Origin of the sequence: Variovorax sp. 22077 (assembly GCF_052044195.1) — a bacterium.
Classification (GTDB): Bacteria; Pseudomonadota; Gammaproteobacteria; order Burkholderiales; family Burkholderiaceae_C; genus Variovorax; species Variovorax atrisoli.
Genome location: NZ_JBQEQC010000001.1, coordinates 378,034 through 403,526 on the forward strand (window position 1 = coordinate 378,034; position 25,493 = coordinate 403,526).

The following is a 25,493-nucleotide window of genomic DNA, read 5'->3' on the forward strand; positions in this document are numbered from 1 at the left end:
CCAACTGGAGAGTCGCTCATGCCCTCGCACGTTTCTCGCCGTCTTCTCGTCGTCGCTGGCCTCGCCGGCGGCCTGTTCCTGCAACCGGCCCTGGCACAGGAAAAGCCCTGGCCGACGGCGAAGCCCATCACGTGGATGGTGGGCTTCGTGCCCGGAGGCTCGGTCGACGTGATCACGCGCGTGATCGCCAAGGCCGTGTCCGAGAAGATCGGGCAGTCCATCGTCATCGAGAACCGGCCCGGTGCGTCGGGTGCGTTGGCGCTGCAGGCTGTGGCTCGTGCACCCAAGGACGGCTACATGCTCGTGACCGTTCCCGGTCCGGTGCTCTACGGCCAGCGCCAGCCGGAAATCGGCAAGGAGCTCTCGGCTGTCGCGTTGATGTCGCAGGGCCCGATCGTGCTTGTCGGCAAGAAGGAGGGAGCGCCGCGAAACCTCTCCGAACTGATCCAAGCCATGAAGAAGACGCCTGCGCAATGGAACTTCGCGAGCTCGGGGACCGGCACCGGCCAGCACCTGGCAGGCGAACTGTTCAACAGCATGGCAGGCACCGAGATGGTCCACATCCCCTACAAGGGCGGCGGCCAGGCGGTGACAGACATCATCGGCGGCCAGACGAGCCTGGGCATGCTGGGCGTGACTCCCGTGCTCGCGCACATCAAGTCGGGCCAGCTCAAGGCCTATGCGGTGACGACGACCTTCCGCATACCCAGCCTGCCCGACGTGCCAACGATGGAAGAGGCCGGCCTCAAGGGCTACGAAGCGACGCAGTACTTCGTCGCGGCAGTCCCTTCAGGTGTCGATGCGCGCATCGTCTCGCGACTCAACGCCGCCATCGAGGAGACCAGCCGCACACCCGAGGTGGTGGCTGCGCTGGCCGCAGGCGGTCAGGTGGCCGGCAAGCTTTCTCCCGCGGAGACCCAGAAATTCGTCGTGAAGAGCCTTGCGAAATTCGACGCGGTGGCGAAGAAGGCCAACATCACGCTGAACTGAGGCCTGGTCGGCGGCGTGCTCAGCGCGCGCCGGTTCCGCCTGACCCCGCGGAGCCCTTCACTCCCACTCGATCGTCGCCGGCGGCTTGCTCGACACGTCGTAGGTCACGCGGTTGATGCCGCGCACCTCGTTGATGATGCGGCCCGACACCTTCTTGAGCAGCGCGTACGGCAGCTCGGCCCAGTCGGCGGTCATGAAGTCGCTGGTCTGCACGGCGCGCAGCGCCACCACGTAGTCGTAGGTGCGGCCGTCGCCCATCACGCCCACGCTCTTGACCGGCAGGAACACGGTGAAGGCCTGGCTCGTCAGGTCGTACCAGGTCTTGCCGGTGGCTTCGTCGGTGAAGTTGCGCAGTTCCTCGATGAAGATCGCGTCGGCGCGGCGCAGCAGGTCGGCGTATTCCTTCTTCACTTCGCCGAGGATGCGCACGCCCAGGCCCGGGCCGGGGAACGGGTGGCGATAGACCATCTCCGGCGGCAGGCCCAGGGCCACGCCGAGTTCGCGCACTTCGTCCTTGAACAGGTCGCGCAGCGGCTCCAGCAGCTTGAGGCCGAGCTGCTCGGGCAGGCCGCCCACGTTGTGGTGGCTCTTGATGGTGACGGCCTTCTTGCTCTTGGCGCCGCCCGACTCAATGACGTCGGGGTAGATCGTGCCCTGCGCCAGGAAGGTCGCGCCCTTGTGACCGCCGCCGCCCGCCTTGAGCTTCGCAGCCTCCTGCTTGAACACGGTGACGAACTCGCCGCCGATGATCTTGCGCTTGGCTTCCGGGTCGCTCACGCCCGCGAGCTTGCCGAGGAACAGGTCGCTGGCGTCGACGCGGATCACCTTCGCGTGCAGCTTGCCCTCGAACATCTCCATGACCATGTCGCCCTCGTTCAGGCGCAGCAGGCCGTGGTCGACGAACACGCAGGTCAGCTGGTCGCCGATGGCGCGGTGGATCAGCGCGGCAGCCACGCTCGAATCGACGCCGCCCGACAGGCCCAGGATGACTTCTTCATCGCCGACCTGCTCGCGGATCTTCTCGACGGCTTCGGCGATGTGGTCGCGCATGACCCAGTCGGGCTTGGCGCCGCAGATGCCAAGCACGAAGCGTTCGAGGATTGCCTTGCCCTGCACCGTGTGCGTGACTTCGGGATGGAACTGCACTGCGTAGTAGCGTCGGGCCTCGTCGGCCATGCCGGCGATGGGGCAGCTCTCGGTGCTGGCCATGAGCTTGAAGCCCGGCGGCAGTTCGGTGACCTTGTCGCCGTGGCTCATCCACACGTTGAGCATGCCGTGGCCTTCGGGCGTGGTGAAGTCGGCGATGTCCTTCAGCAGTGCCGTGTGGCCATGGGCGCGCACGGCCGCGAAGCCGAACTCGCGCTTGTGGCCGCCCTCGACCTTGCCGCCGAGCTGGTGCGCCATGGTCTGCATGCCGTAGCAGATGCCAAGCACGGGCACGCCCAGGTCGAACACGGCCTGCGGGGCCTTGTCGGTGGTTTCCTCGTACACGCTGGCGTGGCTGCCCGAGAGGATCACGCCCTTGAGGTGACCATCGGCCGCATATTCGCGCACCCACTCGTCGGTGACGTCGCAGGGATGCACTTCGCTCAGCACGTGGGCTTCGCGCACGCGGCGTGCGATGAGCTGCGTGACCTGCGAGCCGAAATCGAGAATGAGGATCTTGTCGTGTTGCATGGGCGTTGGGACTCAGAGCGTTGAAATGTCGAGCAGCCTGACACCCGCGCGAGGTGCAGCCTGGATGAGTTGCTCGTCGAAGGTGGCGAGCGGGAGGTTGAGCGACTTGGCGAGCCAGAGATAGCCCGCGTCGTAGAGCGAGATGCCGGCGTCGATGGCCACCGCGAGCACGGCCTTGTGCTGGGCCGGAGCGAGTTCGTGCAGTTCGACGCGGTGGCGGATGGCATCGAGCACGCTCCACAGTCCTTCGACGGCGGACGAGGGAATGCGGCCGCTGCGCACGCCATTGGCGAGGATGTTGGCGCACTCCCATTGCCAGGCGTTGGGCGCCTGCGGCTCGACTTCGTCGCGGCGGATGGCGGCGTAGAGCCTGCGGGTGTGCTCGCTGGCCATGTCGGGCAGCAGCCAGGCGGCGGTGACCGAGGCGTCCATGACGAAGGCTGTCATTGCTGGCGCCCCTCGTCGAGCAGTGCGCGCGGTCGCGGGCCGGGCTGGATGGTGGCGTGGAGCGCGTCGATCTGGCCCAGCTCACGCTCGATCTGCTCGTCGGTGATGACCGGCTTGCGGCGCACCGGCAGCATGCGCACGACTTCCTTGCCGTGGCGGGTGATGCGAACTTCCTCGCCCTTCTCGACGGAGTCGATCAGGGCGGAGAAGTTGTTCTTGGCTTCGGCGATGCCGATGGACTGCATTTGGGCCAGAAAAATTGAATCTGGCCCAAATTCTAGTCCCAGTCTGGCCTGACTTTCAAGGTCTGGCCAGAACCCACTCAATCAGCTCGGTAGTTCGGCGCTTCCTTGGTGATCTGCACGTCGTGGACGTGGCTCTCACGGATGCCGGCCGTGGTGATCTCGACGAACTCGGCCTTGTTCTGCATGTCGGCGATGGTCGCGCAGCCGCAGTAGCCCATGCTGGCGCGCACGCCGCCGGCCATCTGGTAGACGATCGAGACGATCGAGCCCTTGTAGGGCACGCGGCCTTCGATGCCTTCGGGCACGAGCTTGTCGGTGTTGGGATTGCCGGTGGTCGACTCCTGGAAGTACCGGTCGGCACTGCCCTGCTGCATCGCACCGATCGAGCCCATGCCGCGATAGCTCTTGTAGCTGCGGCCCTGGTACAGCACGATCTCGCCAGGCGCCTCTTCGGTGCCGGCGAACATGCTGCCCATCATGACGGTGCTCGCGCCGGCCGCGATGGCCTTGGCGATGTCGCCCGAATAGCGCACGCCGCCGTCGGAGATCAGCGGAATGCCCGTGCCCTGCAGCGCTGTGGCGACACTGTCGACCGCCATGATCTGCGGCACGCCCACGCCGGCCACGATCCGGGTGGTGCAGATTGAACCGGGGCCGATGCCGACCTTGACCGCGTCGGCTCCGGCATCTGCCAGCGCGCGGGCGGCGTCGCCGGTGGCGATGTTGCCGCCGATCACGTCGACCTGCGGATAGTTCTTCTTGACCCAGCGCACGCGCTCGATCACGCCGGCGCTGTGGCCGTGGGCCGTGTCGACCACGATGGCGTCGACGCCGGCCTTCACCAGCGCCTCGACGCGCTCCTCGGTGCCGTCACCCACGCCGACCGCCGCGCCCACGCGCAGGCGGCCGTTGGCGTCGCGCGCGGCGTTGGGGAAGCTGGTCTGCTTGGTGATGTCCTTGACGGTGATGAGGCCCTTGAGCTCCCAGTCGCCGTTGATGACGAGCAGGCGCTCGAGCTTGTGCTTGTTCAGCAGAGCCTTGGCTTCGGCGAGCGTGGTGCCGTCGGGCACGGTGATGAGCTTCTCGCGGCGCGTCATGATCTCGCTGACGGGCACGTCGTAGCGGCTCTCGAATCGCAGGTCGCGGCCGGTGACGATGCCGACCACCTTGCCGGCGTCGACCACCGGGAAGCCCGAGATGCCGAGCTGGTCGGACAGGGCCATCACCTGGCGCACCGAGTGCGTCGGCGTGATGACGACCGGATCGCGCAGCACGCCCGACTCGTAGCGCTTCACCCGGGCCACTTCTGCGGCCTGCTGCTGCGCTGTGAGGTTCTTGTGCACGATCCCGATGCCGCCTTCCTGCGCGATGGCGATCGCGAGGCGGGCTTCGGTCACGGTGTCCATGGCCGCCGAGACGAGCGGCAGGTTCAGCGTGATGTTGCGGGAGAGCTTGGTGGCGAGGGAGGTGTCCTTGGGCAGGACCTGGGAGAAGGCTGGCACCAACAACACGTCGTCGAAGGTCAGCGCTTTGCCGAGAAGGCGCATGGGTGAGGCTCCAAAAGACGGATTGTAACGAGGCCGCCAATGGGTTTGCCGACACAGGCAATTGATGAACGTTGCAAAACCACCCGCCCCGGATGTTGCAAAAAGTAAGGCCGGGCTAAACTTCGGGGATGAAATTCGTGCACTGGCTGGTACTGGGATGTGTCGTTGCGCTGCCGCTGTCGGCAAGCGCCCAATGGCAATGGCTCGACAAGAACGGCAAGAAGGTCTACAGCGACCAGGCCCCGCCGCCCGACGTGCCCGAGAAGAACATCCTGCGCCGCGTCGGCCCGCCGCCGGCGGCGCGTTCCACTGCCAACCCGAATGTCGACGCCCCGCCTGCTGCGGAAGGCGCCGCCGACGCCCCCGCTGCCGCGCCGAAGGCAGCCGCAGCGCCGAAGCCGACCGGCGTCGACAAGGAACTCGAGGAAAAGACCAAGAAGGCCGAAGCCGAGCAAAAGAACAAGCAGGCCGAGGAGCAAGCCAAGGTCGCGAAGGCCAAGGCCGACAACTGCGCCCTCGCCCGCCAGAGCAAGGCCACGGTCGACAGCGGCATCCGCCTCGCGCGGGTCAACGCCAAGGGCGAGCGCGAGATCATGGACGACGCCGCCCGCGCCGCCGAGCAGAAGCGCATCCAGGACGTGATCAACAGCGACTGCAAGTAGCCGCAGTCACCGGAAGCCTCTCAGTAGCCGGCCTTCCCGCCCTTGCGGCGGTTCGCGAACAGTCCGGTGCCCCGCGCGCCCTGGCGCTGGAAGCGCTCCCGGCGCGCCACTTTCGGATCGACCGTGAGCGGGCGGCACAGCTCGGCACGGTCGCCGTCCTTCAGCACCTGATCCCATTCGACCGCCTTGCCCCAGATGCCGGGCGTCATCGCATGGCGCCAATCGAGGTTCGGAAAGCGGGTGGGCAGCTCGCTGGCCCGCACCGCATCGGCCAGCGTCGCTCCTTGTGGCAGGCGCAGCACCTGCTCGAAGACCTCCCGCGGCGCGGGCGAGCAGCTCAGCGTGACCTCGATGCCCATCGCGGGGGTCAGGGCGAGCCGTAGATCTGCTCGGCACGCTTGACGAAGGCCTCGACCAGGCTCGATGCGATGGTGTCGAACACGGGGCCCACGAGCGCCTGCAGGGCGAAGTTGCTGAAGCCGTAGCTCAGGTGCAGTTCGACGCGGCAGGCGCGCTCGCCCTCTTCTCCCACGGGCGTGAATTTCCACTTGCCGTCGAGGTTGGAGAACGGGCCGTCGACCAGTTTCAGCTGCACCTCACGCCCCGGAACGTGGGTGTTGCGGGTGGTGAAGCTCTGGTGCAGCCCGGCGAACGCGAGGCCCACTTCGGCCGTCATGCCGGCCTCGTCCTCCTCGATGACGCGGGACTTGTCGCACCACGGAAGAAACTGCGGATATTTGGCGACGTCGATGACGAGCGCATACATCTCTTCGGCGCTGTACCAGATGAGGACGGACTTGTTGACTGTTTTCATAGAATCGGCACAGCGTGCGCGACGGATTGTATTGAAGCCATGCAGCCCCCATATTCCCGAGCCATGGCCACCAAGAAACAAGATACCTCCTCCCGCATCGCCGACAACAAGAAGGCCGCGTACAACTACTTCTTCGAAGAACGCTTCGAGGCCGGCATGGTCCTCGAAGGCTGGGAAGTCAAGGCGCTGCGCGAAGGCAAGGTGCAGCTCACCGACGGCTACGTCGTGATCCGCAACGGCGAACTCTTCGTACTGGGCTGCCAGATCAACCCGCTCAAGAGCGCCTCCACCCACGTCAACCCCGACTCGGTGCGCACCAAGAAGCTGCTGCTAAAGAAGGACGAGATCCGCCGGCTGATCGGCAAGGTCGAGCAAAAGGGTTACACGCTGGTTCCGCTCAACCTGCACTGGAAGTCCGGCAAGGTGAAGTGCGAGATCGCGCTCGCCAAGGGCAAGGCCGAGCACGACAAGCGCGACACCATCAAGGACCGCGAAGGCAAGCGCGAGGTCGAGCGCGCGATGAAGAGCCGCAACCGCTGAAGATTTTTTTGCAGGCGATGGAATAAAAGCCGCGCTGCGGGCGTTTGTGCGCTTGTCACCGGAAGCCCGGTGTCGCCACCAACAAGGAGTTCTTCCATGCTGCCTTTCCGCGCCTCTTCCGCCGTCCTGCTGAGCGTCGTTCTCGCGCTCCCCGCCTTCGCCCAGCCCAAGCCTGCCGACGGCGTGCTCGTCGGGCCGAACGGCATGACGCTCTACACCTTCGACAAGGACACGGCCGGCAGCGGCAAATCGGTCTGCAACGGCACCTGCGCCACCAACTGGCCGCCCTTCATGGCCGCCGAGGGCGACAAGCCTGCCGGCGACTTCACCATCGTCACACGCGACGACGGCAAGAAGCAGTGGGCCGCCAAGGGCTGGCCGCTGTACTACTGGGTGAAGGACACCAAGCCCGGCGACAAGACCGGCGACGGCGTCAACGGGGCCTGGAAGATCGCCAAGCCCTGATCGACCGGACATCCTGCCCTCCCCATGGACGCCCGCCTGCTCGTCGAGCACATCCCGAGCCTGCGCCGCTACGCGCGGGCGCTCACGGGCAACGCCTGGGCGGCCGACGACCTGGTGCAGGACACGCTGGAGCGCGCCTGCGGCAAGTGGCGACTGTGGGTCGTGGGCAGCGACCTGCGCGCCTGGCTCTTCACCGTGATGCACAACATCTTCGCGAGCCAGGTGCGGCGCACGCCGCCGCCCCATGCGGTGGTGCCGCTGGAAGACGCGGCCCAGGAGATCCAGGGCCTTGCAGACACCGGCCGCGACCACGGCACGGGCCTGGATCTGCAGCGCTGCCTGATGCAGCTGCCCGAGGAGCAGCGCGCCGTTCTGCTGCTGGTGACCCTCGAGGACCTGTCCTACGCCGAAGTCGCCAAGGTGCTCGGCGTGCCGGTCGGCACGGTGATGTCGCGCCTGTCTCGCGCCCGCGTCCGGCTGCAGGAGCTGATGGACGGCGCCGCGGCGCCGGCGCGCCCCGGACTGCGCCGCCTCAAGTGAACGAACCCGTCGACGCAAGACCATGAACCGCCCCGCCCCGCCCCCCACCGAAGAAGAGCTGCACGCCTGGGTCGACGGCCAGCTGGCCGCCGACCGCCATGACGCGGTCGAAGCGGCGATCGCGCGCGATCCTGCCCTGGCCGCCAAGGTCGCGGCATGGCACTCGCAGCGCGATGCACTCCGCAGGCTGCACGGCGAGCTGCTGGACGCGCCTGTTCCCGCGCCGCTGATGGGCGCGCTCGGGCGGACGCGGCAAGGCAGTTCCTGGACGCGCTGGGGCGGCCTGGCAGCGGGGCTGCTGGTGGCTTTCGCCGCGGGCTGGATCGGCAATGCCCAGTGGGCCCAGTGGCATGCCCCGCGTGCGGGCTCGCAACTGGCCCGCGCCCCTGCCCTGCGCGAATTCGTGCACGACGCCTCGGTGGCACATGCGGTCTACGCGCCCGAGAAGCGCCACCCGGTCGAAGTGGCTGCCTCCGAGCAGCAGCACCTGGTGCAGTGGCTTTCCAGGCGCCTCGACAGGCCGCTGAAGGTGCCCGACCTCTCCAGCCAGGGCTACACGCTGGTCGGCGGCCGCCTGCTGCCCGGCGAGACCGGCGCACGCGCCCAGTTCATGTTCGAGGACGCCGCCGGCGAGCGCGTGACGCTCTACGTCGGCACCCTCGATGCACGTGCAGCCGGCAGCCCCGCAGCCGCCGAGACCGCCTTCCGCTTCGCCTCCGAAGGCCCCGTGCCGAGCTTCTACTGGGTGGACCAGGGCTTCGGCTACGCCATCGCCGGCAAGCTGCCGCGCGACCTTTTGCTCAAACTCGCGACGCTGGCCTACCGCGATCTGTCTTGATGACCGCATAAACTGCCGGCTCGCGCATCCACCTCGTCCGGTGCTTCGTCACCGGCCCGGTTTTCGCGATTTTTCAACCGAAGGAGAAACTGCATGAAATTGCTCAGCGCCTCGATCCTCGCGGCGGCCCTGCTTGCCGGCTGCGGCAGCATGTCCAACAAGACCGCAAGCGCACCCGACACGCCCACCCGCACCGCCGACGGCGTGCTGGTCGGACCGAATGGAATGACGCTGTACACCTTCACCAAGGACACCGCGGGCGCCGGCACCTCCGCCTGCAACGGCCAATGCGCCGCCAACTGGCCCCCCCTGGCCGTGGCAGACACCGCAAAGCCCCTCGGCGGCTACACCATCATCATTCGCGAGGACGGCAAGCGCCAATGGGCCTACAAGGGCTGGCCGCTGTACTACTGGGCCAAGGACGCCAAGCCTGGCGACAAGACCGGCGACGGCTTCGCCAACGGCGCCTGGAAGGTCGCGCGTCCCTGATCGCCTTCGGGCCTGAAACGAAAACGCCGGCTCCTGCCGGCGTTTTTTCTTGTCGATCTCTTGTCGTCTTCTTGTCGCCTTCTTGCCGGTTTGCTGCCGGTTTTTCCCCCACTCCCGGGGCCGGCGCCGCCACGGCAGAATCCTCCCATGACGCCAGACGCCAATCCGGACGCATTCCGGGCCCTGCTGAACATGGGCCTGATCGACGATGCGCAGCACGACGCCGCGCTCGCCCACCCCGAGACTGCCACCCTCCCGCCCCTGCCAAGCCCGGCCCATGCGCTGGCCTGGATGCGCGTGCGCGGCCTCGTCACCGAGGAGGAGCAGATCGCCGCGATCGAGCGAATCGACGAGAACGCCCCTCACTGGGACGACGCCGCGGACGCCGACATCGAGACCGACGACCTCGTCGAACTCGCGGAACAGGGCATCACGCACGAAGCCATCGAATCGCTCCACAAGGACGCGCTGATCGACAGCGAGACGCGCGACATGGCACTCGCGGAGACGCCCATCGTCGGCACCGTGCCCGCCTCTCCCATCGCCACGCTCGCATGGCTGGCCACGGAGGGACCGCTCGAACGGGAACGCTTCGATGCCCTGCGCGCCCAGGTCGCGGCAGAACCGCCCTTTGCCACCGCCGTCGAGCGCGCGCGCATCGTGGACGGGGCGCAGGCCCTCATCGAAGCCGACGAGCGGGCCGTCAAGGCCTGGCAGGCGCGTGCGAAGCGCAGCAGCCGCATCGGCGCGCTGAAATTCGCCGTCGCGGTGGCCGTGATCGGCGGTGGAATCGGCTGGTATGCCTTCGCGCCGGCCAGCGTGCCCGCCTGCGACGCCGCCTCCACCCGCACGACGCTCGACAGCCTCATGCGCCGCGTGAGCATGGACATGCGCATGCGCCAACTCGATCCCAACGGCGGCCGCGTGATCGAGACGCCCACCGTCGGCAGCATGCGCGAGATCGGCTACCTCAAGCCGGAACGCATCCGCGGCTGCATGGCCGTCATGACGCAGGGCGACAGCAAGGAACAGATGGCCTACACCATCGGCCCTGCCGAGCCGAAGGGCGACGACATGGTCGTGCGCGGCGCCGACGTCGCCATCGTCGAGGCCCGCTTCGGCAATCTCGATGCCGACGGCAGGCCGCTCTACAACGCCGAGCCCATCGGCCGCGAGGCGATGGAGAAGGCCTTTCGCGAAGGCGCCGCGCCGCTGGGCGCCGCCCGCAGCGCCTCGGCTGCGCGCATGCGCCCGCGCACCGACCCGGGCCTGGTGCGCAAAGACCCGAACCGCGCGCGCGCGATCGCCGAGATCGAGCCCACCGGTCCCTGCCGCAAGCTCGAGGACGGCTCCGGCCACGCCTGCCCGCTGGTCGTCGAATACAACGACAGCCTGATGGGCGCTCTGTCGGGCAGCGACAGCTCGCTGCCGGTGAGGGGGGAATTCACTTTCGTCGAAGGCGACGACGGGGAATGGCGCGTGGGCGACGACTTCGCCCAGACCTTCATGCGCAAGGTGCTCGAAGCACGCATGGGCAGCATCGGCGTGCCGGCCGTCAGCGTGGAGCAATAGCCGGCGCAGGGATCAGTGCGCGCCCGGCACCGCGGTGTCGGCGACCGTGGTGCGCCGTCCGCGCAGCGCAAGCAGCTCGTTGAAGACGAGCGCTCCGATGACCAGCATCCCGCCGGCCAGCACGCTCGGCGCGGGCTGTTCGCCAGCGCCGATCCACGCCAGCGCGATGCCGAAGATCACCTCCAGCAGGGCCAGCAGCGCCACTTCGGGCGCCTTCAGCACCTGGGCGCACAGCACCGAAAGAACGCAGGGAATCGCAAGCTGGAACACGCCCAGGAATGCCAGCAGCCCCAGGTCGTGCGCGCCGGCCTGGAACGGCCATGCCAAAGGCAGCGTGAAGAGCACGGTGAGCACCGCGCCGATGAGCACCGCGGGCACCAGGTCGATCCGGTGGCCCTTCGCCTGTGCGTGCTGCACGACAGTCCAGTTCGCAGCACCGGCCAGCGGCACGCACAGCGCGAGCAGCGTGCCGGCCAGCGATCCGCCGCCGCCTTCCATCAATTGCGTGCCATACATCCAGCCGATGCCCGCCCCCGCGACCACGATGGCCAGCCAGGTGCGCGCCGGCAGCCGGTGTCCGATGAAGAAGCGCGCCGCCAGCGCGGTGAACAGCGGCCCGAGCGACATGGTGACCAGCACGCTGGCCGTCGAAGCCAGCGTGAGCGCGACCATGAAGGCCGTGAACATCACTGCCCAGCAAACGCCGGAAATCCAGATCTCACGCCCGCCGCGGCGCAACTGGGAGAACACGGCGCGTCCGCGCCAAAGCGGCAGGATCACCAGCAGCGCCAGCGTCGTGAAGAGACTGCGCCAGAAGGTGATCTCGAAGCTGTGCGCCTGCGCCAGATGCCGCGTGACGACGCCCGCCGTGCCCCACATCAGGGTCACGACGACCATCAGCCAGACGGCGCCGCCGTGCGTCAGGCGCATGGAGGGAGCAGGAAAGAACGGTGCCCGGGAGGCGGCCGCTCGATCAGCCCTGCATCAGGTCGCGGCTCGCGCGCTTGCGCTCGTGCTCCTTCAGGAAGCGCTTGCGCAGGCGCACGCTCTTGGGCGTGATTTCCACCAGCTCGTCGTCCTCGATGAATTCCACGCCGTATTCGAGCGTGAGTTCGATCGGGGGCGTGATCTTGATCGCGTCTTCCTTGCCCGAGACGCGGAAGTTCGTCAGCTGCTTGGTGCGCGTGGCGTTCACCACGAGGTCGTTGTCGCGGCTGTGGATGCCGACGATCATGCCTTCGTACACCGGGTCGTTCGCCTTCACGAACATGCGGCCGCGATCGTCGAGCTTGCCCAGCGCGTAGGTGAAGATTTCACCGTCGTCCATCGAGATCAGCACGCCGTTCTTGCGGCCGCCGATGTCGCCCTTGTGCGGCTCGTAGCTGTCGAAGATGTTGCTGATGAGGCCGGAGCCGCGCGTCAGGTTCAGGAATTCGTTCGTGAAGCCGATCAGGCCGCGCGCCGGAATGCGGTATTCGAGGCGCACGCGGCCGCGGCCGTCCGGTTCCATGTTGACCAGTTCGCCCTTGCGCTCGCCCAGTGCCTGCATCACGCCGCCCTGATGGCCTTCCTCGATGTCGGCCGTCACCAGCTCGATCGGCTCGTGGCGTTCGCCGTCGATTTCGCGGAACACCACGCGCGGCTTCGACACGGCCATTTCGTAGCCTTCGCGGCGCATGTTCTCCAGCAGGATGGTCAGGTGCAGTTCACCGCGGCCCATCACTTCGAACACGCCCTCCTCGCTGGTCTCGTTCACGCGCAGCGCGACGTTGTGCTGCAGTTCCTTCTGCAGGCGGTCCCAGATCTGGCGGCTGGTGACGTACTTGCCTTCGCGGCCGGCCAGCGGGCTGGTGTTGACGCAGAAGTTCATCGTCAGCGTGGGCTCGTCGACCTTGAGCATCGGCAGCGGTGCCGGGTTGGCCGGGTCGGTGACGGTCACGCCGATGCCGATGTCGGCAATGCCGTTGATCAGCACGATCTCGCCCGGGCCGGCTTCGGTGGCCTGCACGCGGTCCAGGCCCTGGAAGGTCAGCACCTGGTTCACACGGCCCTTGATGGTCTTGCCGTCGGGGCCTTCCATGACCAGCACGTCCATCATGGGCTTGAGCGTGCCCTGGCTGATGCGGCCCACGCCGATGCGGCCGACGAAGGTCGAGAAGTCGAGCGCCGAGATCTGCAGCTGCAGCGGTGCGGTGGGGTCGCCCTTCTGCGAGGGCACGTGCTTCAGGATGGTGTCGAACAGGGCCGACATGTCGGGGCCCCACTGCTCGCCCTGCGGGCCCTCTTCGAGCGAGGACCAGCCGTTGATGCCCGAGGCGTACACCACCGGGAAGTCGAGCTGCTCGTCGGTCGCGCCGAGCTTGTCGAACAGGTCGAAGGCGGCGTTGACCACCTTGTCGGGGTTCGCGCCCGGCTTGTCGACCTTGTTCACCACCACGATGGGCTTCAGGCCGAGCGCCAGCGCCTTCTTGGTCACGAAGCGGGTCTGCGGCATCGGGCCTTCCTGGGCGTCGATGAGCAGCAGCACGCCGTCGACCATCGAGAGAGCCCGCTCCACCTCGCCGCCGAAGTCCGCGTGGCCGGGGGTGTCGACGATGTTGATGTGCGTGCCCTTCCAGCTCACGGCGCAGTTCTTCGCCAGGATGGTGATGCCGCGTTCCTTTTCGATCGCGTTGTTGTCCATCACAGTGTCGACCACCTTCTCGTGCTCGGCGAAGGTGCCCGACTGGCGCAGCAACTGGTCGACCATCGTGGTCTTGCCATGGTCAACGTGGGCAATGATGGCGATATTGCGGATTTGCTTGGTACTCATGGTGTCGCTTCGGTCTGTTGTGCGTTCAAAAGAATTTGCTGGATTTCGATGGGGTTCAGCAAGCGCCCCGGAATCAGTTCGCCGGACTTGACGTGGGCCGTGCCAAGGAAGGCAGGCGGCTGGGTGCCGAAGACGGCAACCTCGTCCGCATCGGCCCAGCCCCCGCGGCGGCGAAGGCCCGACAGAAAACGTGCCGCATCTTCCGTGCCCAGCGTGACGCGGCTGTGGCCGCCCACGAGCGATTCGGCCGGCAGCAGCTGCGCCAGGCGCTCCTCTTCGTCCATGGCCTCCAGCGCCTCGATGGTGACGCACTGGGCCTCGGTGAAGCCGCCGGTGGCGACGCGCCGCAGCGAGGTCAGGTGCGCGCCGCAGCCGAGCGCCTCGCCGATGTCCTCGCCGAGGGTGCGGATGTAGGTGCCCTTGCTGACGGAGGCGAGGATGCGGATGGTGTCACCGTCGACCGCCCGGATCTCGAGCTTGTGGATCACCACGTCGCGCGGCGCCCGCTCGACCTCCACGCCCTCGCGGGCGTACTCGTAGAGCGCCTTGCCGTCTTTCTTGAGCGCGCTGTGCATCGGCGGCACCTGCCGGATCGGGCCGGTGAACTGCGCCTCGACGCGCGCCAGGTCTTCGGGCATGACCTCGACTGGGCGCTCGGAAATCACCTCCCCCTCGGCATCGCCGGTGGAGGTCTTCACGCCAAGGCGGGCGGTGGCCACGTAGGTCTTGTCGGCATCCAGGTGAAGCTGGCTGAACTTGGTGGCGGCGCCAAAGCACAGCGGCAGTACGCCGGTGGCCAGCGGGTCGAGCGTGCCGGTGTGGCCCGCCTTCTCGGCGCGCAGCAGCCACTTGGCCTTCTGCAAGGCCTGGTTGCTGGAGAAACCCAGCGGCTTGTCGAGCAGCAACACCCCATGCACAGGGCGCCGCTGCACCCTTGTGCGTGGCGCGTTCATGGCTAGTCGTCTTTCGAGCGCGAAGCGACGGCTTGTGCGATGAGCGCGTTCATGTCGGCTGCACGCTCGGTGGTGCGGTCGAACACGAAGTGCAGCGTCGGCACGGTGTGGATGTGAAGGCGTTTGAACAGGCCGTTGCGCAGGAAGCCCGCGGCCTGGTTCAGTGCTTCGGTCGTCTCGGCCACGTCGCCCGTGAGCAGGCTGAAGAACACCTTCGCATGCGCGTAGTCGGGCGTGACTTCGACGGCCTGGAGCGTGACCATGCCCACGCGCGGGTCCTTCAACTCGCGCGCGATCAGCTCCGTCAGATCGCGCTGGATCTGATCGGCGACCTTGAAGGCGCGGTTGGGAGCGGCTGCTTTTTTCTTAGGCATGTAGGGAACTGGAACTCGTCATGGTCTCAGGCTTCATCAACGGGACCCCTTCGCAAAACACCGCGGAACCGGCTTTGCCGGGCCGCCGGTGTTGCCCCCGGAAGGGGGTTGGCGAAGCGACACGAAGTGCGCGAAGCCTGGGGGTGATCAAAGTGTCCGCGCGATCTCCTTGATCTCGAAGAATTCGAGCTGATCGCCCTCTTTGATGTCGTTGAAGTTCTTGAGCTTGATACCGCACTCGAAGCCTTCGCGGACTTCGCGCACGTCGTCCTTCATGCGCTTGAGCGAGTCGATCTCGCCGGTGTAGATCACCACGTTGTCGCGCAGCAGGCGGAAATGCGCGCTGCGGTTGACGGAACCCGAGGTGATGTAGGAACCAGCGACCGTACCGATCTTCGATGCGACGAACACCGTGCGGATCTCGGCCGAGCCGATGACTTCCTCGCGGCGCTCCGGCGCCAGCATGCCCGACATCGCGACCTTGATCTCGTCGACGGCGTCGTAAATGATGCTGTAGTAGTTCAGCTGCACGCCGTTGCTCTCGGCCAGCTTGCGCGCACCGGCGTCGGCGCGCACGTTGAAGCCGATCACGACCGCCTTCGAGGCGATGGCGAGGTTGATGTCGCTTTCGCTGATGCCACCCACGCCGGCGTAGACAATCTGCACCTTGACCTCGTCCGTCGCCAGCTTGAGCAGCGACTGCGACAGCGCTTCCTGCGAACCCTGCACGTCGGCCTTGATGATGATGCGCAGCGTCTGCACTTCGCCCGCCGACAGGTCGGTGAACATGTTCTGCAGGTTCGCGGCCTGGGCCTTCGCCAGCTTGGTGTTGCGGAACTTGCCGGCACGGTAGGTGGCGATTTCGCGCGCACGGCGCTCGTCGCCCATCACCATGAACTCGTCGCCGGCCTGCGGCACTTCGGTCAGGCCCTGGATTTCGACCGGGATCGACGGGCCCGCGGACTTGGTCGGCTTGCCGTCCTCGTCCAGCATGGCGCGCACGCGGCCGTAGGTCGAGCCTGCCAGCACCACGTCGCCGGTCTTGAGCGTGCCGGACTGCACCAGCACGGTGGCGACCGGACCGCGGCCCTTGTCGAGCTGCGCTTCGATGACCAGGCCCTTGGCGGCGGCATCCACCGGCGCCTTGAGTTCCAGCACTTCGGCCTGCAGCAGCACCTGCTCGAGCAGTTCGTCGATGCCCTGGCCCGTCTTGGCCGACACGCCGACGAACGGGACGTCGCCGCCGTACTCTTCGGGCACGACTTCCTCGGCCACCAGTTCCTGCTTCACGCGGTCCAGGTTGGCATCGGGCTTGTCGATCTTGTTGATCGCGACCACGATCGGCACACCAGCCGCCTTCGCGTGCTTGATGGCTTCCTTGGTCTGGGGCATGACGCCGTCGTCGGCCGCCACCACCAGGATCACGATGTCGGTGGCCTGCGCACCGCGGGCACGCATGGCCGTGAAGGCCTCGTGACCCGGGGTGTCGAGGAACGACACCATGCCGCGTTCGGTTTCCACGTGGTAGGCGCCGATGTGCTGCGTGATGCCGCCGGCTTCGCCCGCGGCGACCTTGGCGCGGCGGATGTAGTCCAGCAGCGAGGTCTTGCCGTGGTCGACGTGACCCATGACGGTCACGACCGGAGCACGCGGCAGCGCCTCGGCGATCTGCGCCGACACGTCCTCGTCGGTGAAGGCTTCGGGGTCGTCCAGCGCGGCAACCACCGCGTTGTGGCCCATTTCCTCCACCAGGATCATCGCGGTGTCCTGGTCGAGCGACTGGTTGATGGTCGCCATCTGGCCCAGCTTCATCAGCTGCTTGATGACTTCCTGCGCCTTCACGGACATCTTGTGCGCCAGTTCGGCCACGGTGATGGTCTCGGGCACATGGACTTCGAGCACGCGTGCCTCGACCGGTGCGGCCGGCACGTGCTGCTCTTCATGGCCGCGGTCGTTGCCGCGGCGGCCGCGCGGGCCTCCACGCCAGTTGCTGCGTCCGACGCCGCCGCTGGCATCGCCGCGGGTCTTGATTTCCTTCTTCTTGGCAGGATCGCCAGCCCAGCTCGAAGAGAGCTTCGCGGACTTGACTTCCTTGCCCGCACCGCCGCCAGCGCCGCTCGGCGCAGCAGCCGCACCGGGCGCGGCAGGCGCACCTGCTCGCGCTGCGGGCGCGGTCGGCTTGTGCAGCGTTCCCTTGACGCCGGCCTTCTCGGCCTGGGGCTTCTCGGGCGCCTTGTGCGGAACCAGCACGCGGGCCGGTGCGTTCATCATGGCGCGGATGGCCTCGGCCTCGGCCAATGCCTTGCGGCGGCGCTCGTCCAGATCGCGGGCACGCGCAGCTTCCTCTTCGGCACGGGCCTTCGATTCGGCAGCGGCCTTGGCCTTCGCATCTTCCTTGGCCTGGGCAGCCTTCTGCTCGGCGGCGGCCTTCTCTTCGGCAGCAGCAGTGGCTGCTGCAGTGACCGCAGCGGGCGCGGGCGCAGGAGCAGCAGCCGGCTTGGCGGCGGCGGCAGCAGCCGCGGCCGCAGCGGCAGCCTTCTTCTCGGCTGCTTCGGCGGCGGCGCGCGCAGCTTCCTGCTCGGCCTTTTCAGCCTTCTCGGCCTGCTCGCGTTCGCGTGCCTCGGCCTCTTCGCGCTGGCGGCGCTTCTCGGCCAGTTCCTCTTCCTGGCGACGGATCAGCTCGGCCTGACGGCGTGCCTCTTCCTCGCGACGGGCCAGTTCGGCCTCGTCGACGCGAGGTGCGGCAGGCGCAGCGGCGGGCGCCTCCGCGGCGGCCGGCGCGGCCTCCGGGGCTGCGGCCAGATGGCCGTCGTCGCGCTGGATGAAGGTGCGCTTCTTGCGCACCTCGACCTGGATGGTGCGGGCGCGGCCGGTGGAGTCGGCCTGCTTGATCTCGCTGGTCGACTTCTTGGTCAGCGTGATCTTCTTGCGCTCGGGCTCGACAGTGCCGTGGCTGGCCTTCAGGTGGCCGAGCAGGCGCTGCTTGTCCGCCTCGGTGAGGGCGTCGGCGGCGGACGCCTTGGGTACACCCGCGCTCTTGAGCTGGTCAAGCAAGGTTTCGGGAGTCTTCTTGAGCTCGTTCGCGAACTCGGCGACAGTGGTACTGGACATATTGGTTTCGTGCCTCCATGACCGTCACTCTTGGCCGGCGAACCAATGTTCGCGGGCCTTCAAGATGAGGGCTTTGGCGTCATCGGCGCTCTGGCCGGTGATCTCGGTGAGTTCATCGACCGCGAGGTCGGCAAGGTCGTCGCGGGTATTCACGCCCGCTTCGTGCAGCTTCGGAATCAGCTCAGGGTCGAGGCCCTCGAGGTCGCGCAGGTCCTGCGACACCGCGGACTGCGTCTCGACGCCCTCTTCCTTGGCGATCTCCATGGTCAGCAGCGCATCCTTGGCGCGCGCACGCAGCTCGTTGATGGTGTCTTCGTCGAAGGCCTCGATCTCCAGCATTTCGGAGATGGGCACGTAGGCCACTTCCTCGAGGCTGTTGAAGCCTTCCGAAATGAGGATGTCGGCGATTTCCTCGTCGACGTCGAGCTTCTCCATGAACAGCTTGCGGCTGGCGTCCGTCTCGCTCGCCTGCTTCTGGGCCGACTCGTTGGCGTCCATGATGTTGATCTTCCAGCCGGTCAGGTCGGAAGCCAGGCGCACGTTCTGGCCGCCGCGGCCGATGGCGATGGCGAGGTTCTCCTCGTCCACCACCACGTCCATGGCGTGCTTCTCTTCGTCGACCACGATCGACGACACGTTGGCCGGAGCCAGCGCGCCGATCACGAACTGGGCGGGGTCTTCGCTCCATAGGACGATGTCCACGCGCTCGCCGGCCAGCTCGTTGGTCACGGCGTTGACGCGCGTGCCGCGAACGCCGACGCAGGTGCCGATCGGGTCGACACGCTTGTCGTGCGAGAGCACGGCGATCTTGGCGCGCGAGCCGGGGTCGCGGGCGCAGCTCTTGATCTCGAGCAGGCCCTGCTCGATCTCGGGCACTTCCTGGCGGAACAGCTCGATCATGAATTCCGGGGCCGAGCGCGACAGGATGATCGGCGCGCCGCGCAGCGTCAGGTCGACCTCCATGATCATGGCGCGCACGCGGTCGCCGTTGCGCAGGTTTTCCTTGGCGATCATCTCGCTGCGGCGCAGGCGGCCTTCGACGCGGCCGGCCTCGACGATGATGTCGCCCTTGTCCAGGCGCTTGACGGTGCCGACGAAGATCTTGTCGCCGCGCGACATGAAGTCGTTCAGCAGCATCTCGCGCTCAGCGTCGCGGATCTTCTGCAGGATCACCTGCTTGGCGGCCATGGCGCCGATCCGGCCGATGGGCACCGAGTCGACGGCCTCTTCGATGTACTCGCCGACCTCGATGTCGGGCATCTCTTCCTTGGCTTCGAACAGCAGGATTTCCTGATCCGGCAGCTGCAGGCCGGCCTCGTCGGGCACGACATGCCAGCGGCGGAAGGTTTCGTAGTCGCCGCTGTCGCGATCGACCGAGACGCGGATGTCCACATCGCCCTGATGGAGCTTCTTGGTGGCTTGCGCCAGCGCGGACTCGACCGCGCCGAAGACGACGTCACGCTCGACGTTCTTCTCGCGCGAGATCGCATCCACCAACATCAACATTTCGCGATTCATGCCACCACTCCTCTGTTCAGTCCGGAACCTGCGTTCCGTCGTCAATATCCGAAAAACCCGGTTGGGTTTTGGCCTTGCGGCCCTTGAAATCCACAATCGGAGCGAGCCGCGCCTCGCGCAGCTCGTCCAGCGCAAAGCCGAGCGCCTGCAACGTTGCGGGCGCGCGCTTCTTGCTCACCTTTTGACCCGGCTTGGGCTCGGGCGCATCGCTCCAGACGATCTGCCAGCCCGGGGCGCCGGCGCCCTCTACCTGTGCGGCCCGTTCCAGCGTGCCGCGAAATTTCTTGCGATTGGCCGCCACCTGGCCAGCCGCTGCAGCGCCCATCGGCGCCTTGAGCGTGATGTCGATCACCTCGCCCACGAAACGCTCGAAATCCTGCTCATTGCGCAGCGGGCGGTCAATACCCGGCGAGGAAACCTCGAGCCGCTTGTAATCGACCCCGTCGACCTCGAGCGCGAACTGCAGCTGGCGGGTCACCTTCTCGCAATCCTCGACGGTGACGAAAGGCTCCGGCAGGCCAGCGGCAGCAGCTTCGGAGTTGGGGCCTTTCCAGGGCAAATCAATCGTTACGCGCAGCAGTCCCCCGGCCGAACGCTCGACCTCGACCAGGTCGTAGCCGAGGCCGGCTACGGTTTGTTCCACTATTTGCTGCAATGCCACGTGTTCGAAAGCGCCTTTAAATGCCCGGCCCTGCCATCCGCCCGCCACGGATGCCAGAAAGCCATGAAATGAATGCCTGGAATGGATGGACCAAAAAAAACGGGCGGTTGGTACCCGCCCGTTTGGTCGTGAGCCTCGAATTATATGCTATTTGCGCAATTAATGAAGGGGCTGCGGGGCCGAACGTTCTATTGCGGCACCGTTTCGGGCGCGCCGCGCGATTTCAACCAGACATATGCGAAGAGCACTGCCCCGAACGCCAGTGCCGCTGCCGCAACCAGCAAGGGCAGCTGGAACGAGCCGGTGCGCTGCGCCAGCGGCGCGGCAAAGAGTGGCCCGACGATCTGCCCCACGCCGTACGAAGCCGTCGCATAGCCGATCAGCCCCGCCGCCGCGTTGCCACGCAGCCGGCGCGCATCCCGCATCGCAAAAAGAGTGATTGCGGTGAACGGCATGCCCAGCAGCAGACTGCCAAGTGCGAAACCGGGAATGCTGGGCCAGGCGACCGACAGCACCACCCCCAGCGCCTGCAGCGCATAGGCCACTGCCAGAAGCAGGCGATTGTCCCAATGCGTCGGGGCGCGGGCCCCGATCAGCGCGCCCGGGATGATCGCCACCCCGAACAGCGGCCAGAAGAAGTCCGGCCACGACGACCCCGGCAGCGCCTGACGGGCGATCACCGGCAGGAAGGTGGCGGTGATGATGTAGCCGAAGCCCGCCAGCCCGTACAGCGCGACGAGCCAGATCGCGTCGCTGCGATCGTCGGGCCCGGCCACACGGGCCGAGGCGGCCGGCGCCGCAGCCGCCGAACCGCCGGCCGGAGCCTTTTCGCCGTCGTCGAACACCCGCCAGATCAGCGCGATCAGTACCAGCGCAAGAATGCCGAGTCCGATCCAGCCCGCATCGGAACCCCACTGCCCCAGCGCGCCGCCGAGCAGGCCCGTCATGGCGATCCCGATCCCTGGGCCGGTGTAGATCACCCCGGCCAGCGTCGGCGCGTTCGTCTCGGCAAGCCTGCGCAGGCCCCAGCCCGAAGCGAAGACGAAGACCCACGCGCTCATCACGCCAGCCGCGGTGCGCAGCACGCCCCAGCTCGTGAAGCTGTGCAGCAGCCCCATGCCTACCAGCAGAGCGGCCGTGGCCAGCAGGCCGCCCCGCACCATGCTCGATGCCTTGATGCCGATCGCCGCGCAGCTCACGGCACCGAGGAAGTAGCCCAGATAGTTGAGCGACGCCAGCACACCGCCTGCGGCCAGCTCCAGCTTTCCCTCGTGCAGCATGATGGGCAGCATGGGCGTGAAGGCGAAGCGCCCCAGGCCCATCGCCACCGCAAGGGTGACCATGCAGGCCAGGGCCGCGCGCCAGGCTCCGCGCCGGTCGCGTCCGATCTCCGACATTCTTGTTTCAGTCTCCGTCTTATTCCAGCAGCGCGGCGGCCACCAGCTTCTTCGTATAGGGATGCTCGGGCACGTCGAGCACTCGTTCGACCGGCCCGGTTTCGAGGATGGCGCCGTCCTTCATCACGATGACGTTGTGCGCCATCGCGCGGATCACCTCCACGTCGTGCGTGATCAGCAGGTAGCTCAGGCCCCGCTCGCGCTGCAGCCGCTGCAGCAGGCCGAGTACCTGCTTCTGGATGGTGACGTCGAGCGCGCTGGTGGGCTCGTCGAGCACCAGCAGCCGCGGATCGACGATCAGCGCCCGCGCGATCGCCAGCCGCTGGCGCTGTCCGCCCGAAAATTCGTGCGGATAGCGCTCGAGAAGCGACGGAAACTGCGCCTCCGTCAGCCCGACGTCGGCCAGCGCCGCCAGCGCGCGCGTGCGCCTCGCCTCGACGCCCAGTTCCGGCGCATGCACGCGCAGGCCCTCCCCCACGATCTGCTCGACCGTCATGCGCGGCGAGAGCGAGGAGAACGGATCCTGGAAAACCACCTGCATCACCCGCCGCAGTCCCAGGTCGGAGGCGCGATCGACCGCCCAGCCCTTGCCCGCGACAGTCAGCGCGCCCTTGTGCTTGAGCAACCCCAGCGCCGCGAGCGCGAGCGTCGACTTGCCCGAGCCCGACTCGCCGACCACGCCCAGCGTCTCGCCCGGCGCGATGCGGAAGTCGGCGCCCTGCACCGCCACGAACTCGCCCTTGCCGAACCACCCGGCGAATCCCGGCTTCGGCACCGGATAGGTCACCCGCAGCGCGCTGGCCTCGATCAGCGGTGCCGCACCCGCATTCACGGCCACGGCCGCCACGTCGCGCTCGGGATGGCTGTCGATCAGCTTGCGCGTGTAGGGATGCTGCGGCGCCTCGAACACCGAAGCCACCGGGCCGTGCTCGACGATATGGCCACTCTCCATGACCACCACGCGATCGGCGAAGCGACGAACCAGGTTCAGGTCGTGCGTGATGAGTAGCACCGCCATGCCATGCTTGCGCTGCAGGTCGGCTAGCAGGTCGAGTATCTGCGCGCGCACCGTCACGTCGAGCGCGGTGGTCGGCTCGTCGGCCAGCAGCAGGCGCGGCTTGCAGGCGAGCGCCATGGCGATCATCGCGCGCTGCCGCTGACCGCCCGAAAGCTGGTGCGGAAACGCCCTCGCCCGCCGCGCCGGCTCGGGGATGCCCGTATCGGCCAGCAGCTGGACCGCCGCCGCCTGCGCCTCTCGCTTCGAGAGGCCCTCGTGCAGTTCGAGCACCTCGGCGATCTGGTCGCCCACGGTGTAGAGCGCGTTCAGCGCGGTCATCGGCTCCTGGAAGATCATCGCGATCTCCTTGCCGCGGATGCCGCGCAACTGGCGCTCGGGAATGGTCAGCAGGTCGCGTGGCCCATGCTGTTTCTGTTCCTTCTGTCCGTTGCCGAAGAGCCGGGCGCTGCCCGAAAGCTCCGCGTTCTGAACCAGCCGCAGCAGCGACAGCGCGGTGACGGTCTTGCCCGAGCCCGATTCGCCAACCAGGGCGAGCTTCTCGCCCGCAGCCATCCGGAAGTCGATGCCGTGCACGACCTCCTTGCCGCCGAAGGCGACGCGCAGGTCCTCCACTTCGAGCAGCGGCTGCTGATGGCCGGTGGTTTGTTGTGCGTCGCTGCTCATCACTTGTCGGCCTTCCGGGGATCGAGCGCGTCGCGCAGGGCGTCGCCCATGAAGGTCAGCAGCAACAGCGTCAGCACCAGCACGCCGAACGTAGAGATCGATATCCACCAGGCGTCAATGTTGGACTTGCCCTGGCTCAGCAGTTCGCCCAGCGACGGCGTACCCGGCGGTACGCCCAATCCAAGGAAATCTAGCGAGGTGAGCGCCAGGATGGCAGCGCTCATTCGGAAGGGCAGGAAAGTCACGACAGGCACCATGCTGTTGGGCAGGATGTGGCGCCACATGATCTGCAGATTGCCTACACCCAGGGCACGGGCGGCGCGCACGTAGTCCATCTGGCGGTTGCGCAGGAACTCGGCGCGTACGTAGTCGGCCAGTCCCATCCAGCCGAAAAGACTCAGCAGGATGAGCAGCAGCGCGACGCTGGGCGCAAAGATGGCACTGAAGATGATCAGCAGGTAGAGCTCCGGCATCGAGCCCCATATTTCGATGAAGCGCTGGAATGCCAAGTCGATCCTGCCCGCGAAATAGCCCTGCACCGCCCCCGCAGCCACGCCGAGCACAGTACCGATGGCGGTGAGCGCCAGGCCGAACAGCACGCTCACGCGAAACCCGTAGATCAGCTGGGCCAGCAGGTCGCGGCCGCGATCGTCCGTGCCTAGCAGGTTGTCCCGACTTGGCGCGGCAGGGCTGGGCGATTTCGCGAAGTAGTTCAGCGTCTTGGGACCGTAGGGATTGAGCGCATAGATCGCCCAGTTGTCGCCCTGCGTGATGCGATCCTTGATGAACGGGTCGAGGTAGTCGGCCGGCGTTTCGAAGTCGCCGCCGAAGGTCTTCTCGGAATAGTCGCGCAGCACCGGGAAATAGGTTCGCCCCTCGTACCGCAGGACCAGCGGCTTGTCGGTCGAGAGAACTTCCGCAAAGAGGCTCAGAACCACCATCGCGACAAAGATCACCAGGCTCCAGAAACCGAGCCGATTGCGCTTGAAGCGCAGCCAGGCGCGCCGTCCCGGCGAGGTATGGGCAGCCTTGGCTGCGGTTTCGGCCTTGGGCGCCGCGCCAACGCCAGCGCCAGCGCCAGTCATGACGCCATCAGTCGAACTTGACACGCGGATCCACCAAGACGTAGCAGAGATCGGAAATCAGCTTGGCGAACAAGCCGATCAGCGTAAAGAGGAACAGGGTACCGAGCACGACCGGATAGTCCCGGCGGATCACGCTTTCATAGCCCAGCAGGCCCAGCCCGTCGAGCGAGAACAGCGTCTCGATCAGCAGCGAGCCCGCGAAGAACGCGCCGATGAACGCCGAGGGCAGGCCTGTGATGATCGGGATCAGCGCGTTGCGGAACACGTGCTTCCAGAGCACCTGCTTCTCGCCCAGCCCCTTGGCACGTGCTGTCAACACGTATTGCTTGCGGATTTCCTCCAGGAAGGCGTTCTTCGTGAGCATTGCCGTCACCGCGAAGCTGCCGAGCACCATGGCGGTCACCGGCAGCGTGATGTGCCAGAGATAGTCGACGATCCGCGCGCCCCAGCTGAGCTCGTCCCAGTCGGCCGAGGTCAGCCCCCGCAGCGGAAACCACTGCAGATGTCCGCCGAACACCACCAGAAGCGCCACGCCGAGCACGAAGCCGGGAATGGCATAGCCGATGAGCACGATAAGGGTACTGATCAGGTCGAAGCGCGTACCTGCCCTGACCGCCTTCGCGACGCCCAATGGCACCGCCACGCCATAACTGATGAAGAAGGTCCACAAGCCCAGGCTGATCGATACGGGCAGCTTCTCCAGGATCAGGGTCCAGACGTCCTTGTTCTGAAAGAAGCTCTTGCCGAGGTCGAAGCGCGCGAACTGCCCCAGCATGAGGAAGAGCCGCTCGTGCGGTGGCTTGTCGAAGCCATAGAGCGCCTTGATCTGCTCCAGCCGCTTGGGGTCCACGCCCTGGTTGCCGCGGTAGCTGCCGCCGCCCGATTCGAAGCCCCCACCGCCGCCGCCACGCCCGGCGGTCTTGGCCTCGGCAAGATACTGCTCGACCGGCCCGCCGGGCACGAACTGGATCACGAGGAAGGTCACCAGCAGCACGCCGAGCAGCGTCGGTATGAACAGCAACAGGCGCTTGAGGACATAGGAGAGCACGGCCGTTTCCTTCTTCTTGATTTTTCT

The 25,493-nt window shown here is 66.9% G+C and carries 25 protein-coding genes; 8 read left to right on the forward strand and 17 right to left on the reverse strand.

The features are described from left to right. Positions 1-18: 18 nt before the first annotated feature. Positions 19-990: a Bug family tripartite tricarboxylate transporter substrate binding protein gene (locus ACTJLF_RS01650; RefSeq protein WP_019652791.1), complete on the forward strand. Its 972-nt coding sequence runs from the start codon at positions 19-21 to the stop codon at positions 988-990. 57 nt (positions 991-1,047) lie between these two features. Here the strand turns inward: ACTJLF_RS01650 and guaA are convergent, their stop codons facing one another. The 4 genes from guaA to guaB form a co-directional block, all read right to left on the reverse strand. Next, on the reverse strand, positions 1,048-2,667 hold the full coding sequence (gene guaA, locus ACTJLF_RS01655) for a glutamine-hydrolyzing GMP synthase (RefSeq protein WP_019652792.1): 1,620 nt from the start codon (positions 2,665-2,667) through the stop codon (positions 1,048-1,050). A gap of 12 nt (positions 2,668-2,679) precedes the next feature. Continuing rightward, the gene (locus ACTJLF_RS01660) at positions 2,680-3,114 is read right to left on the reverse strand and encodes a type II toxin-antitoxin system VapC family toxin (RefSeq protein ID WP_184603237.1); all 435 of its coding nucleotides are present in this window, start codon (positions 3,112-3,114) and stop codon (positions 2,680-2,682) included. After that, the gene (locus ACTJLF_RS01665; protein WP_126181725.1) at positions 3,111-3,359 is read right to left on the reverse strand and encodes a type II toxin-antitoxin system Phd/YefM family antitoxin; all 249 of its coding nucleotides are present in this window, start codon (positions 3,357-3,359) and stop codon (positions 3,111-3,113) included. The genes ACTJLF_RS01660 and ACTJLF_RS01665 overlap by 4 nt, the downstream gene beginning before the upstream one ends. A 77-nt stretch (positions 3,360-3,436) precedes the next feature. Then, positions 3,437-4,906: an IMP dehydrogenase gene (guaB, locus tag ACTJLF_RS01670; protein ID WP_019652795.1), complete on the reverse strand. Its 1,470-nt coding sequence runs from the start codon at positions 4,904-4,906 to the stop codon at positions 3,437-3,439. 128 nt (positions 4,907-5,034) lie between these two features. On the opposite strand from guaB, the gene ACTJLF_RS01675 reads away from it, so the two are divergent. Then, positions 5,035-5,568 carry a DUF4124 domain-containing protein gene (locus ACTJLF_RS01675; protein WP_019652796.1) on the forward strand — a complete coding sequence of 178 codons (534 nt, stop codon included), beginning with the start codon at positions 5,035-5,037 and terminating at the stop codon, positions 5,566-5,568. 20 nt (positions 5,569-5,588) lie between these two features. Here the strand turns inward: ACTJLF_RS01675 and ACTJLF_RS01680 are convergent, their stop codons facing one another. Next, positions 5,589-5,927 (reverse strand): RnfH family protein, encoded by a 339-nt coding sequence (locus ACTJLF_RS01680; RefSeq protein ID WP_126181723.1) that lies wholly within the window; start codon positions 5,925-5,927, stop codon positions 5,589-5,591. Positions 5,928-5,935: 8 nt separating this feature from the next. Then, positions 5,936-6,382: a type II toxin-antitoxin system RatA family toxin gene (locus ACTJLF_RS01685; RefSeq protein WP_440882383.1), complete on the reverse strand. Its 447-nt coding sequence runs from the start codon at positions 6,380-6,382 to the stop codon at positions 5,936-5,938. A gap of 63 nt (positions 6,383-6,445) precedes the next feature. Between ACTJLF_RS01685 and smpB the strand changes: the two genes are divergently transcribed. The 6 genes from smpB to ACTJLF_RS01715 all read left to right on the forward strand — a co-directional run bounded on the left by smpB (position 6,446) and on the right by ACTJLF_RS01715 (position 10,826). Beyond that, positions 6,446-6,922, forward strand: a complete 477-nt coding sequence (gene smpB, locus ACTJLF_RS01690; protein WP_019652799.1) for an SsrA-binding protein SmpB — start codon at positions 6,446-6,448, stop codon at positions 6,920-6,922. A 96-nt stretch (positions 6,923-7,018) separates the two neighbouring features. Then, on the forward strand, positions 7,019-7,387 hold the full coding sequence (locus ACTJLF_RS01695) for a hypothetical protein (protein ID WP_132798875.1): 369 nt from the start codon (positions 7,019-7,021) through the stop codon (positions 7,385-7,387). A 24-nt stretch (positions 7,388-7,411) separates the two neighbouring features. Further along, positions 7,412-7,927 (forward strand): RNA polymerase sigma factor, encoded by a 516-nt coding sequence (locus ACTJLF_RS01700; RefSeq protein ID WP_019652801.1) that lies wholly within the window; start codon positions 7,412-7,414, stop codon positions 7,925-7,927. 22 nt (positions 7,928-7,949) lie between these two features. Further along, complete coding sequence (locus ACTJLF_RS01705; protein ID WP_132750929.1) at positions 7,950-8,765, forward strand: anti-sigma factor family protein; 816 nt, start codon at positions 7,950-7,952, stop codon at positions 8,763-8,765. A 93-nt stretch (positions 8,766-8,858) separates the two neighbouring features. Next, the gene (locus ACTJLF_RS01710) at positions 8,859-9,254 is read left to right on the forward strand and encodes a COG4315 family predicted lipoprotein (protein ID WP_132750928.1); all 396 of its coding nucleotides are present in this window, start codon (positions 8,859-8,861) and stop codon (positions 9,252-9,254) included. A 147-nt stretch (positions 9,255-9,401) separates the two neighbouring features. Then, on the forward strand, positions 9,402-10,826 hold the full coding sequence (locus ACTJLF_RS01715) for a hypothetical protein (RefSeq protein ID WP_132798879.1): 1,425 nt from the start codon (positions 9,402-9,404) through the stop codon (positions 10,824-10,826). Positions 10,827-10,838: 12 nt separating this feature from the next. On the opposite strand, the gene ACTJLF_RS01720 is transcribed toward ACTJLF_RS01715, so the two are convergent. The 11 genes from ACTJLF_RS01720 to ACTJLF_RS01770 all read right to left on the reverse strand — a co-directional run bounded on the left by ACTJLF_RS01720 (position 10,839) and on the right by ACTJLF_RS01770 (position 25,466). Next, complete coding sequence (locus tag ACTJLF_RS01720) at positions 10,839-11,756, reverse strand: DMT family transporter (protein WP_126181719.1); 918 nt, start codon at positions 11,754-11,756, stop codon at positions 10,839-10,841. A 43-nt stretch (positions 11,757-11,799) separates the two neighbouring features. Continuing rightward, on the reverse strand, positions 11,800-13,638 hold the full coding sequence (typA, locus tag ACTJLF_RS01725; RefSeq protein WP_019652806.1) for a translational GTPase TypA: 1,839 nt from the start codon (positions 13,636-13,638) through the stop codon (positions 11,800-11,802). Further along, the gene (truB, locus tag ACTJLF_RS01730) at positions 13,635-14,591 is read right to left on the reverse strand and encodes a tRNA pseudouridine(55) synthase TruB (RefSeq protein ID WP_126181718.1); all 957 of its coding nucleotides are present in this window, start codon (positions 14,589-14,591) and stop codon (positions 13,635-13,637) included. The genes typA and truB overlap by 4 nt, the downstream gene beginning before the upstream one ends. Before the next feature lie 2 nt (positions 14,592-14,593). Continuing rightward, positions 14,594-14,965, reverse strand: a complete 372-nt coding sequence (gene rbfA / locus ACTJLF_RS01735) for a 30S ribosome-binding factor RbfA (RefSeq protein ID WP_019652808.1) — start codon at positions 14,963-14,965, stop codon at positions 14,594-14,596. A 147-nt stretch (positions 14,966-15,112) separates the two neighbouring features. Then, complete coding sequence (gene infB / locus ACTJLF_RS01740) at positions 15,113-18,076, reverse strand: translation initiation factor IF-2 (protein ID WP_126181717.1); 2,964 nt, start codon at positions 18,074-18,076, stop codon at positions 15,113-15,115. 24 nt (positions 18,077-18,100) lie between these two features. Then, complete coding sequence (nusA, locus tag ACTJLF_RS01745; RefSeq protein ID WP_126181716.1) at positions 18,101-19,594, reverse strand: transcription termination factor NusA; 1,494 nt, start codon at positions 19,592-19,594, stop codon at positions 18,101-18,103. A 16-nt stretch (positions 19,595-19,610) separates the two neighbouring features. Beyond that, a complete protein-coding gene (gene rimP / locus ACTJLF_RS01750) occupies positions 19,611-20,255 on the reverse strand; it encodes a ribosome maturation factor RimP (RefSeq protein ID WP_019652811.1) in 645 nt (214 codons plus the stop codon). A 188-nt stretch (positions 20,256-20,443) separates the two neighbouring features. Next, positions 20,444-21,652, reverse strand: coding sequence for a YbfB/YjiJ family MFS transporter (locus ACTJLF_RS01755; protein ID WP_132750924.1), 1,209 nt, complete (start codon positions 21,650-21,652; stop codon positions 20,444-20,446). A 19-nt stretch (positions 21,653-21,671) separates the two neighbouring features. Beyond that, on the reverse strand, positions 21,672-23,333 hold the full coding sequence (locus tag ACTJLF_RS01760; protein WP_132750923.1) for a dipeptide ABC transporter ATP-binding protein: 1,662 nt from the start codon (positions 23,331-23,333) through the stop codon (positions 21,672-21,674). Beyond that, on the reverse strand, positions 23,333-24,418 hold the full coding sequence (locus ACTJLF_RS01765; protein ID WP_132750922.1) for an ABC transporter permease: 1,086 nt from the start codon (positions 24,416-24,418) through the stop codon (positions 23,333-23,335). The genes ACTJLF_RS01760 and ACTJLF_RS01765 overlap by 1 nt, the downstream gene beginning before the upstream one ends. 7 nt (positions 24,419-24,425) lie before the next feature. Beyond that, a complete protein-coding gene (locus tag ACTJLF_RS01770) occupies positions 24,426-25,466 on the reverse strand; it encodes a microcin C ABC transporter permease YejB (protein ID WP_126181712.1) in 1,041 nt (346 codons plus the stop codon). Positions 25,467-25,493 lie beyond the last annotated feature (27 nt).

Coding starts and splice junctions, on each gene's coding strand:
- rbfA (WP_019652808.1), bottom strand. CDS start 14,965: ATGCCTAAGAAAAAAGCAGCCGCTCCCAACCGCGCCTTCAAGGTCGCC.
- nusA (WP_126181716.1), bottom strand. CDS start 19,594: ATGAATCGCGAAATGTTGATGTTGGTGGATGCGATCTCGCGCGAGAAG.
- ACTJLF_RS01675 (WP_019652796.1), top strand. CDS start 5,035: ATGAAATTCGTGCACTGGCTGGTACTGGGATGTGTCGTTGCGCTGCCG.
- ACTJLF_RS01685 (WP_440882383.1), bottom strand. CDS start 6,382: ATGAAAACAGTCAACAAGTCCGTCCTCATCTGGTACAGCGCCGAAGAG.
- ACTJLF_RS01700 (WP_019652801.1), top strand. CDS start 7,412: ATGGACGCCCGCCTGCTCGTCGAGCACATCCCGAGCCTGCGCCGCTAC.
- ACTJLF_RS01715 (WP_132798879.1), top strand. CDS start 9,402: ATGACGCCAGACGCCAATCCGGACGCATTCCGGGCCCTGCTGAACATG.
- smpB (WP_019652799.1), top strand. CDS start 6,446: ATGGCCACCAAGAAACAAGATACCTCCTCCCGCATCGCCGACAACAAG.
- ACTJLF_RS01760 (WP_132750923.1), bottom strand. CDS start 23,333: ATGAGCAGCGACGCACAACAAACCACCGGCCATCAGCAGCCGCTGCTC.
- ACTJLF_RS01765 (WP_132750922.1), bottom strand. CDS start 24,418: ATGACTGGCGCTGGCGCTGGCGTTGGCGCGGCGCCCAAGGCCGAAACC.
- ACTJLF_RS01755 (WP_132750924.1), bottom strand. CDS start 21,652: ATGTCGGAGATCGGACGCGACCGGCGCGGAGCCTGGCGCGCGGCCCTG.
- ACTJLF_RS01705 (WP_132750929.1), top strand. CDS start 7,950: ATGAACCGCCCCGCCCCGCCCCCCACCGAAGAAGAGCTGCACGCCTGG.
- ACTJLF_RS01680 (WP_126181723.1), bottom strand. CDS start 5,927: ATGGGCATCGAGGTCACGCTGAGCTGCTCGCCCGCGCCGCGGGAGGTC.
- ACTJLF_RS01665 (WP_126181725.1), bottom strand. CDS start 3,359: ATGCAGTCCATCGGCATCGCCGAAGCCAAGAACAACTTCTCCGCCCTG.
- ACTJLF_RS01660 (WP_184603237.1), bottom strand. CDS start 3,114: ATGACAGCCTTCGTCATGGACGCCTCGGTCACCGCCGCCTGGCTGCTG.
- ACTJLF_RS01650 (WP_019652791.1), top strand. CDS start 19: ATGCCCTCGCACGTTTCTCGCCGTCTTCTCGTCGTCGCTGGCCTCGCC.
- guaB (WP_019652795.1), bottom strand. CDS start 4,906: ATGCGCCTTCTCGGCAAAGCGCTGACCTTCGACGACGTGTTGTTGGTG.
- guaA (WP_019652792.1), bottom strand. CDS start 2,667: ATGCAACACGACAAGATCCTCATTCTCGATTTCGGCTCGCAGGTCACG.
- ACTJLF_RS01720 (WP_126181719.1), bottom strand. CDS start 11,756: ATGCGCCTGACGCACGGCGGCGCCGTCTGGCTGATGGTCGTCGTGACC.
- typA (WP_019652806.1), bottom strand. CDS start 13,638: ATGAGTACCAAGCAAATCCGCAATATCGCCATCATTGCCCACGTTGAC.
- ACTJLF_RS01710 (WP_132750928.1), top strand. CDS start 8,859: ATGAAATTGCTCAGCGCCTCGATCCTCGCGGCGGCCCTGCTTGCCGGC.
- ACTJLF_RS01695 (WP_132798875.1), top strand. CDS start 7,019: ATGCTGCCTTTCCGCGCCTCTTCCGCCGTCCTGCTGAGCGTCGTTCTC.
- truB (WP_126181718.1), bottom strand. CDS start 14,591: ATGAACGCGCCACGCACAAGGGTGCAGCGGCGCCCTGTGCATGGGGTG.
- infB (WP_126181717.1), bottom strand. CDS start 18,076: ATGTCCAGTACCACTGTCGCCGAGTTCGCGAACGAGCTCAAGAAGACT.